At 67.3% G+C, this 4,908-nt stretch carries 5 protein-coding genes; 2 read left to right on the top strand and 3 right to left on the bottom strand.

Going from position 1 to position 4,908, the window contains the following annotated elements; translation table 11 throughout:
* The first annotated feature begins 528 nt into the window (after positions 1–528).
* Entirely contained in the window at positions 529–1,482 is a 954-nt protein-coding gene (locus MBTS_RS22735; RefSeq protein WP_244973625.1) for a lipid kinase, read from the top strand.
* Positions 1,483–1,527: 45 nt separating this feature from the next.
* Entirely contained in the window at positions 1,528–2,271 is a 744-nt protein-coding gene (locus MBTS_RS22730; protein ID WP_018045892.1) for a TerC family protein, read from the top strand.
* 175 nt (positions 2,272–2,446) lie between these two features.
* On the opposite strand, the gene MBTS_RS22725 is transcribed toward MBTS_RS22730, so the two are convergent.
* The 3 genes from MBTS_RS22725 to MBTS_RS22715 form a co-directional block, all read right to left on the bottom strand.
* Positions 2,447–3,337, bottom strand: coding sequence for an acid phosphatase (locus tag MBTS_RS22725; protein ID WP_018045891.1), 891 nt, complete (start codon positions 3,335–3,337; stop codon positions 2,447–2,449).
* Positions 3,338–3,482: 145 nt separating this feature from the next.
* Positions 3,483–4,364 carry an alpha/beta fold hydrolase gene (locus MBTS_RS22720; protein WP_056249488.1) on the bottom strand — a complete coding sequence of 294 codons (882 nt, stop codon included), beginning with the start codon at positions 4,362–4,364 and terminating at the stop codon, positions 3,483–3,485.
* 173 nt (positions 4,365–4,537) lie between these two features.
* On the bottom strand, positions 4,538–4,908 hold a 371-nt coding region (locus MBTS_RS22715), incomplete at its 5' end, for a DapH/DapD/GlmU-related protein (RefSeq protein ID WP_280529964.1).

Raw genomic sequence — 4,908 nt, 5'->3', positions numbered from 1 at the left:
TGCTCATTACTTCTCATCAAACATCGCACACACTGCACAGTACACCACCTCTCTATTCGGCGGCAGCGTCAGATTTGTATAAGACACAGCGACGGGGTCGCGTCGACGCACGAGACCTGTGCGGGTTCGCGTTGGAACACCAACGCTTCACCTCGCCTAGGCCTTTGGAGTGTTGCAGGTTCTGGGACGCAAAACCGGTGACCACTTTTGCTAGACCTGCTTAGCACACGGCATTGCCAGGCGGTTTCGATCGGGCACCGTTCCCCGCGCTATGCCCGCTGTTCCCAGCCATCTGCGATCGGCGTCCGCCGAGGTTGCGCGTGGCCATCTTACCGCAACCGGCCTGCCTCCAGAATATTGCCTCTTGCCATCGGCCTGGAAGCGCCCACCTCTGGAGAGCTTGACGGGTCCGGGCCCCTCTGGCGGCCGAGGCGTCGGCCGCGATGTCGGACTCCTTCTCTGCCTTTGCGCTGACGCGGCGCGAACGCACCGGGGGGTTCTGAAACACGTGGTTGTTGCGATGATCTCATGCGGCATCTCGAGATGCCCCTTCCCGGAGGCCGCCTCGTGAGCGCCGCCTCCGCCCGCCGGGCTCTTCTTCTCGTCAACCCGAACGCCCGGAACGGCTCGTTCTCCCTCGACGCCGTGCGGGACTCCCTGCGTGCCGCCGGCATCGAGCCGTTCGAGCCGCCGGGCGATCCCGATTGCACGGCGGTGATCAAGCGCCACGCGAAGGAGTGCGATCTCGTCATCCTCGGCGGCGGCGACGGCACCATGAACTCGGCCGCGCCGGCCCTGGTGGAGACCGGTCTGCCGCTGGGCATCCTGCCGCTCGGCACCGCCAACGACCTCGCCCGTTCCCTCGGCCTGCCCACCGACCCGGTGGAGGCGGCCGAGCTCATCGGCACGGCGCGGCCCCAGGCGGTGGATCTCGGCTGGGTCAACGGCCGCTACTATTTCAACGTGGCGAGCATCGGATTTTCGGCCGACCTCGCCGGTGATCTCACCGCGGAATCGAAGAAGAAGTGGGGCACGCTCGGTTATGCCATCGCCGCCCTGCGCGTCCTGCGGCGGGTGCGTCCCTTCACGGTCTATCTCGAACATGACGGGCTGACCGAGACCATCACCACGATCCAGGTCTCGGTGGGCAACGGCCGCCATTACGGCGGCGGGATGACCGTGGAGGAGACCGCCACGGTCGATGACGGCAAGCTCGATTTCTACAGCCTGGAGGTCACGCATTGGTGGCGGCTCATCGCGCTGCTCCCGGCCCTCAGGCGGGGCACCCAGGGCAAGGCCGCCGACGTGCGCGCCTTCAACACCACCGAGATCGTGGTGAAGACGAAGAAGCCTCGGCCGGTGAACACCGACGGGGAACTCTCCACCTACACGCCGGCCCATTTCAAGGTCGTGCCGAAGGCCATCCGGATCTATGCGCCGGAACCCGCCGACCGCCCCGGCATCATCCCCGCCGCGTCCTGATCTTCCGCCGCTTTCCGACCTGACGACGTTCGAGGTTCTCTCCCCGTGGATTCCCTTCTTCAACTCGCCGCAGACCCGACCGCCTGGGTGGCGCTCGCCACCCTCATCGTGATGGAGGTGGTGCTCGGCATCGACAATCTGATCTTCATCTCGATCCTCACCAACAAGCTGCCGGCCCATCAGCAGACCAAGGCCCGCCGCATCGGCATCGGCCTCGCGCTGGTCCTGCGTCTCGGCCTGCTCGGCACCGTCGCCTACATCGTCCACCTGACGCAGCCGGTCTTCGAGATCTTCGGCAAGGCCTTCTCCTGGCGGGACATGATCCTCATCGGCGGCGGCCTGTTCCTCTTGTGGAAGGCGACGAAGGAGATCCACGAGACCGTCGATCCCGATGACGGCCACGAGGATGCGTCCTCCCCGGTGGTGCTGAGCTTCGCCGCCGCCGTCGGGCAGATTCTCGTCCTCGACCTCGTCTTTTCCATCGACAGCATCATCACGGCGGTGGGCATGACCGATCACGTGCCGATCATGGTGATCGCCGTCATCACCGCCGTCACCGTCATGCTGCTGGCGGCCGACCCGCTGGCGCGCTTCATCGATGCCAACCCCACCGTGGTGATGCTGGCGCTCGGCTTCCTCATCATGATCGGCATGACGCTGATCGCGGAAGGTTTCGGCGCCCACGTGCCGAAGGGCTACATCTACACCGCCATGGCCTTCTCGGCCGGCGTCGAGGCACTCAATCTCCTCGCCCGACGCCGGAGACGGAACAAGACGACGGCGGGGTAAGGGCGTAACCCCCTTCCCTTCCGTTTCATGGGAAAACGAAGAAAGGCCCGACCGGGATCAACGGTCGGGCCTTTCTTCGTTTTGGCAAGATCGAAGGGGCTTGGTGGGTGTGTCGGGGCGCGCCCGGCGAGACCCGCGCTCAGGGGCTCGGCCGCTGCCGCGCCCCCGTAGCCGTCTACAGGATGGGTTCGCGCAGGGCCGAGGTCTCGCGGGCACAGATCGCCGCGTCCGGCGGCGAGCCTTCCTGCGAGAGGTTCTTGCCGATCTCCGCCCGCGCCTTCTCGAGATCCGCGCGGAAGCCCGGATCGCCCTGGAGCGCGCTGACGACGACGCTGGCCGTCGTGCGGCCGGCTTCCACGTCGCTGGCCCAATGCACGCCGCAGACGATGCGGTTCTCGCCGTAGGCCTTGCCGCGGACGAAGAACTGCGTCGCTTTCTCCGGCACCAGTGCGGCGAGGATGGACGCGTAGGCCCACCCTTGAGTCGCGTGGCTGGACGGGAAGCTGAAGGCGTCGCCGAGCTCGCGGGTGCGCGCCACGCAGATCTCGGCCTCGTTGCCGACGAAGGGCCGCAGGCGACGGTAATGCTCCTTGAGCGGGCGGGTGGCCCGGCCGATATCGAGGCGGGTGCGTTCGAGCAGGGTCATCAGTGCCGGGGAGCGGGACTGATCGATCTTGCGGCCGAGCACGCAGGCGAAATCATCGAGGATGGCCGAGGGGCCGTCCGCCACATCCGCCGTGGCGAGTTCCCAGCGCGCGCTGCCCTTCAGGGCGCGGGTCCCTGCGAAGATGGTCTTGTCCGCCGTCTCCGCCGCCGATTGTCCCCGCGGCGGCGGGGGCAGGATCGCGACCGTATCGGGCGCGGTGGCGTCGGACAGATAGGGCGCGCGTGCCGGCATCTCCGGCGTCAACGGCGTCGTGGCGACGGCCGGCGCCGAACGAGGCTTTCCGCTCGTGGCTTTGCTGTCGGCCGTGTTCGGCGCGGGTGCCTGCGCCGAGGCAGGAGCCGCCATCAGGGCGCAGGACGTGAAGGCGAGCGACGCGAGAGCGGGAAACAAAGAATACATGGCGGCGGCTCAGGGTGAAATGCGTCGGGAATGGCAAGCGATAGGGGAGCCATAGGGTTCCTGAACGACACTCGTATGGCACCCTGAGCGCATGACATTTCACCGATCCGTAACAGGTTTGCCCGCAGGTCCGCGCACGAGACCCCTATCGGATGCCGGCGAGGATCGCGGCGGCGACCTCTCCCGGATATTCCTCATGCGGACTCAAGGCCCCCGGAACCGAAGCCTTGGCCACATGGCCGGCGGCGATGAGAGCGTCCATCTCGGCGCCGGACCGGCGGGGCGCACGCTCCGGACGCAAAACCAGGATCGGCGGAAGTTCGTCCGCCTCGATGAGGGCGAGAAAGTCCTTGCGGACCTTGAACGGATCGAGCCCTCCGGTGACGAAGGCCGCCGTGCCGAAACGGCCCCCCGGCTGGAGCGTCACGGCGTGTTTGTCGGCGATAATGCCGGGCGTGACGTGGTCCGGATCGGCATAGACATGCGCGCGCATCATCCGGCCGATGATCGGAGGACTGATGTTGATGCGGTAGAGCGCCTCGCCCAGCAGCGGAAGTTCGATGGCCTTGCGGATGCTCGAGAGCCAGCCGCGGCGCGAGTCGCCCAGAGCGGTGGGCAGAGGCCCACGCCAGGTGGGTGCAATGAGGACGAGCCGGTCGAACACACCTGGATGCCGCCGTGCGGCCGCCACGAGATAGGGGCCCGCATGACCCGCCGCGATGCCGATGGCGTAGGGGCCGGGCAATGCCGCGAGCAGGGAATCCATGAAGGCGTGGAAGGTCTCCGGCTCCATGGCGATGCGGGACCGCGGATGGTTGCCGAAGCCGGGCCAGTCGGGAATGAGGCAACGGTAGTCGTGGCCCAGAATCTTGGCGAGGGGCCGCATCTCCGCGCGGGCCGAGATCGACGACAGGGCCGGCAGGAGCAGGGCCGCCGGGCCGCTCCCGACAATGTCGCAGGGAGTCGGGACCTTGCGCTCCAGCACGTCGAGCTGAAAGCCACGGGTGGAGTGGGCAGGCTCGATCATCGCTGGCAACGCCTCATCCGGGACGGTCTGTATCGGACGGAAGATCTAACGCGCCGGTCGCTGCCGCACAGGTCGGCCCTGTGTCGCGCCAGGGCCGATGAGGAGCGCCCGCCTCTCCTCTTTCCGCGACGGGAAAGAGGAGAGTGCCGATCCGAATCGCGTGCGAGCGCGTCTCAGGTCCGAAGCAGCTCGTTGATGGCGGTCTTGGAGCGGGTGCCGGCATCTACGCGCTTGACGATGACGGCGCAGTAGAGGCCTGGGCCGGGCGTACCGTCGGGCAGGTCCTTGCCGGGCGTCGTGCCCGAGACCACCACCGAATAGGGCGGCACGCGGCCGTACATGACCTCGCCCGTGGACCGGTCGATGATCTTCGTGGAGGCGCCGATATAGACGCCCATGGACAGTACGCTGCCCTCACCGACGATCACGCCCTCGGCCACCTCGGCGCGGGCGCCGATGAAGCAATTGTCCTCGATGATGACCGGGTTGGCCTGGAGCGGCTCGAGCACTCCGGCGATGCCGGCACCGCCGGAGTGCTCGAGCC

The organism is Methylobacterium bullatum (assembly GCF_014845095.1).
GTDB lineage: Bacteria > Pseudomonadota > Alphaproteobacteria > Rhizobiales > Beijerinckiaceae > Methylobacterium > Methylobacterium bullatum.
The sequence above is the reverse complement of the archived record's forward strand: the minus strand, read 5'-3'. Positions and strand labels throughout refer to the sequence as shown.

Coding starts and splice junctions, on each gene's coding strand:
- MBTS_RS22735 (WP_244973625.1), top strand. CDS start 529: ATGCGGCATCTCGAGATGCCCCTTCCCGGAGGCCGCCTCGTGAGCGCC.
- MBTS_RS22725 (WP_018045891.1), bottom strand. CDS start 3,337: ATGTATTCTTTGTTTCCCGCTCTCGCGTCGCTCGCCTTCACGTCCTGC.
- MBTS_RS22720 (WP_056249488.1), bottom strand. CDS start 4,364: ATGATCGAGCCTGCCCACTCCACCCGTGGCTTTCAGCTCGACGTGCTG.